The organism is Longimicrobiales bacterium (assembly GCA_028823235.1).
Taxonomy (GTDB): Bacteria; Gemmatimonadota; Gemmatimonadetes; order Longimicrobiales; family Gaopeijiaceae; genus UBA2589.
Genome location: JAPKBW010000059.1, coordinates 1 through 3,853 on the forward strand (window position 1 = coordinate 1; position 3,853 = coordinate 3,853).

A 3,853-nucleotide genomic window follows, 5' to 3' on the forward strand; every position below is an offset into this window, starting at 1 on the left:
AGTCTTCGAAAGTTCGGACAGTGCTACGAGACCGCGGTCCCGTCGCTCCTCGTCCCAGTTCACAAAAGCTTCGTCCATGAAGATGGGGAGTTTCTCGGCTCCTTCGTCGAGGTGGTCGACGATGGCGAGGCGCAGGCTGAGATATGCCTGCTCGAGTGTTCCCGTGGAGATCGGGGAGGCGAGGGCGATCGGTTGAGGCAGGCCGGGTCCGACGATCTGGAACAGGTCGCCGCCGGATTGCTCGTCAATGAGCAATCCGGTGTAGCGGCCACCCGTGAGGCGCTCGAGGTAGCCGGATGCGCGGCGTATGAGGTCTGGCTGATGCTCTTCACGGAAGCTGCGATCTGCCTCTCGCAGGAGCTGGGCTAGCACCCATTTCCGGTCACGCTCGCGTGTGAGCGCAGCTTCCTCCTCCTGGAGACTGAGAATGGAACTGTCGACGGCGTCGGTGGTCTCGAGCTCCCGGAGATGTGCTGCGTCGAGCTCTAGCGCTTTCGCTTTCGTAGCAAGGTCGACAATGGCGATGTCGAGATCGTCGAGACGGGCACTGAGGCGGGGTATGTCGATTGATTCTTCATCGAGCGGACGGCCACCGGCCTCACTCTCCCGGATACGTGCCTCGAGGTCACGGATGTTCGGGCCGTCGCGTCCCAGTTCCTCTGTGAGTCGGTCGGCACGGTCATGAGCATCCACGCGTCGCTGTGCGACGTCCACCCCGGTCATTCCCTTCCCGCCGTCGAGCGCCGCGAAGCGCTTTCGCAGAAGCGCGACGTCTCCATCCACGGACTCGAGTTGCTCCGTCAGTCGACTCCGGGCTCGCTCGAGTCTCGATTCCTCGTGCGCGCCTCCCTCAGCCGCGTGTCGGGCTCGGTCTGCGGCGCGAAGGGCGCGGTCGAGGGATCCGGCGAAAGTGTCGCCTTTCCCGGTCAGCGGGTGTCCCGTCAGCGAAGCGAGCTCCTGCGCTTCGGAATCGACGGTAGTGATCCGGTCAGTGAGGGCATCCTCGCGGCGCACGGCTTCTCGGAGTGCCACGCGCAGGGTCTGTAAGCGGTCCAGCGCCCCGACCAACCCTTGGGTGGGGTGCCTGACGACATCGGGCCGTAGCGGGATGCCGTCGAGCAAATCGTGGATCTCGGTGAGCAACCCCTCGGACTCATCGACACGATCTACTGGCGGGGTCGGGGCTGGTGAAGTTTCCGGTCTCGCTGCAGACCGGCGCATGATCGCGAGGGTCGCCCCGATCGCGACGAGCGCGGTCGCGATCGGGCCTGCGAGACTGGGACCGCCCGCCAGAGCCCATGCGCCTGCCGCGATCCCCGCCGTGCCCAGGACCGCCGGCAGCGCCCAGCCGGACGCGGCGCCGGCGCTCGACGGGACCACGACGGACTGATTCTCGTTGGCCAGCTGTGACGCTCGACGGGCGACTTCGAATCGGTCCACCCGGTCCCGCAGAAGGTCGAGGGACAGGCCATCGACCTTCTGCGCGCTGTCGGGTGCGTCCGGGAAGCCGTCTTGCTCTTGTCCGAACAAGTGCCCGGCCGCAGTTCTTGCCTGCACGCTCAGTTCACTGACTTCAGCTGCGAGCCCTGGAAGCCTCAATCGGTCTGGGTCGACCGCATTGGCCCGTGAAAGAAATCGGGAGATGCTCTCCTCGTGTTCGAGGAGGCCCTTGGCCGCGCTGTTGTAAGCGGCACGGGTCGCCGTGGGTGCGAGCGTTTCCTCCTCGATCGTGTCGAGTTCGCCAGTGAGTCGTTTCCGGTCGGCCTCGAGCAGCTCGATCGTCTCCTTGGGCCGATCGGGCAGGCCAATCAGATCGTCCCGATTCCCTCCCTCGATCCGGAGCGCAGCGATGCGGTCGAGCTGGCGTTTGACGGGGAGAAGCTCCTGGACGCGTTCCAGGTTGACCTTGTCCTGAAATCGATCTCGCCGGGTCTCATCCAGCTGCACGAGGACGTTCTCCCTCTCCTCAACCAGTGCGCGGATCTCTCTGTCGCGTTCGAGAGCCTTGTGCCGCTGTGCCCGCAGGGTCCGCGTCTCGGCCTGAAGAAGACGCAGGCGCTGATTTCCTCGTCGACTTGGCCGCCAGATCTCTCCAGCCTCCTGTTCCAACGTCTCGGCGGCGCTGCGCGGCGAGTGCAGGTCCGTGGCTCCCATAGACCCGAGGACTCGATCCTGAATCCGTGCCCACGTGTCGCCGTCGAGTCCGGCGAGTTCCGAAAGGGTCACCGCGAACACTTGGCGGAATACCGTCCGTGGCACGTGCGCGACCCAAGGCAGTGGTTGATTTCTCAGGTCCTGCGGGACGTCCACAACGGTGAGCGTCCCCGACGGAGTGGATCGCAACCGTCTCTCGACCGTCGCACATCGACCATCAGCGAGGCGCACTTGGATCTCGCCACCCGCCTCGTCTGCGCCCCAGGGCACATGGGGGTTCCGTTCCCGGGACGCTGGCTGGAACCCATATAAAGCCGTCGTGAGAAACGTGAACATTGTCGACTTTCCGGCCTCGTTCGGGCCCAGCACAACGACGAGTGACTCCAGAGGTTCCGGACCGGTTTCGAGTCCGGCGAGCTTGCCGAACCCATCGATGCGCAAGTGTTCGATCTTCACCGAGCGTTCTCGTCTAGGAGACGAGCCGCCAGTTCTCCGTCGGCGCCGTCGAGGAGATCTCTTACGTAGGCGCGCAGGGCGATCGGGTCATCCGAGGGAGCCCCGGCGAGAGCACCGACCAGCAGGTGGTCGATCGACCGCTCGCCGTTTCTCAGGTCATCAGAGAGGCGGAGAACCTCGCCGAGCACGTCGGTCCGAAGGCGGTGCTCGTCGAGGGGCACGACCGGATAGACCCCCCCCGCAAGAATGGCCACGTCCAGGGCTCCGAGGATGCCCTTGAGTTCACGACCCAGCATATCCTGGTTCTCCGCGGTCCGAAGCTCAATCCAAAGAGGACACGGCCCGGAGAGAACGATCCGCACCATCCATTCGACGTTCGACGGCCCGGGCTCGACGTCACGTACTGCGCGCCATGCCACGTGGATCAGGCGCTCCAGTTCATCGAGCGTTTCCACGCCATCCAGACGCTCGACTTCCAGTGTATCCCACTGGACCGGGGCCAGTGCCCGAAAGGCGATGGTCGGCGCAGCGCGGTCTGAGAGGTCGACCAAGAGCGCGCCCCGAGCAGCTCGGTCTGTGTGCGTCTTCCCTTGCAGGCTTCCCGAATACCAGATCGGCGGGTCGTCCGATAGCTCCTGCCGGATGTGCACGTGGCCGAGCGCCCAGTAGTCGTAGCCCGCGTGCCTTAGCCAGGTGAGTTCGGAAGGAGCGTATGCGTGGTGATCCTTCGACCCTGAGGACGAGTGCACCTGCGTATGCAGGAGCGCTACCTCCGGGAGATCGCCCACCGGCATTGGGAGTCTCCGGGAGAGATCGTCTGTCACCTGTGCATCGGCGTGGCCGATTGCGGTGACGTATCCAACAGCTTCCTGAGACTGATTGTGGATCGTGAAGCGCTGTGCGATCCCGTCGCCGGCCACACTCACGCAGTTCGGCCAGGCAAGAGCGCGAGGGCCGGTATCTGGCGAGCCGGGATCGTGGTTGCCTGTGGCGTAGACGACGCTGATGCCTTGGTCGTTCAGCCGGCCAACCTGCTCGAGCAGAAAGCGCTCCGTCTGGAAGGACAGTCGGTCGCCGTCGAAGAGGTCTCCAGCGATCAGAAGCGCGTGCACATCCTCACGAATCGCGAGGTCAACAGCGTTCCTGAACGCCTGACGCGAGGCTTCGCGGAGTCGGACTCGCACCTCTTCCGATCGGCCCGCGAAGGACGTGTCGAGGTGTACGTCGGCGATGTGCAGGAAAC

General features: G+C 64.7%; 2 protein-coding genes. Both read right to left on the reverse strand.

Going from position 1 to position 3,853, the window contains the following annotated elements:
• Nucleotides 1-2,610, reverse strand: a 2,610-nt coding sequence (locus tag OSA81_13450; protein MDE0900006.1) for an AAA family ATPase, incomplete at its 3' end; no start/stop codon positions are given.
• Nucleotides 2,607-3,853, reverse strand: a 1,247-nt coding sequence (locus OSA81_13455) for a DNA repair exonuclease (GenBank protein MDE0900007.1), incomplete at its 5' end; no start/stop codon positions are given. The genes OSA81_13455 and OSA81_13450, both read right to left, overlap by 4 nt.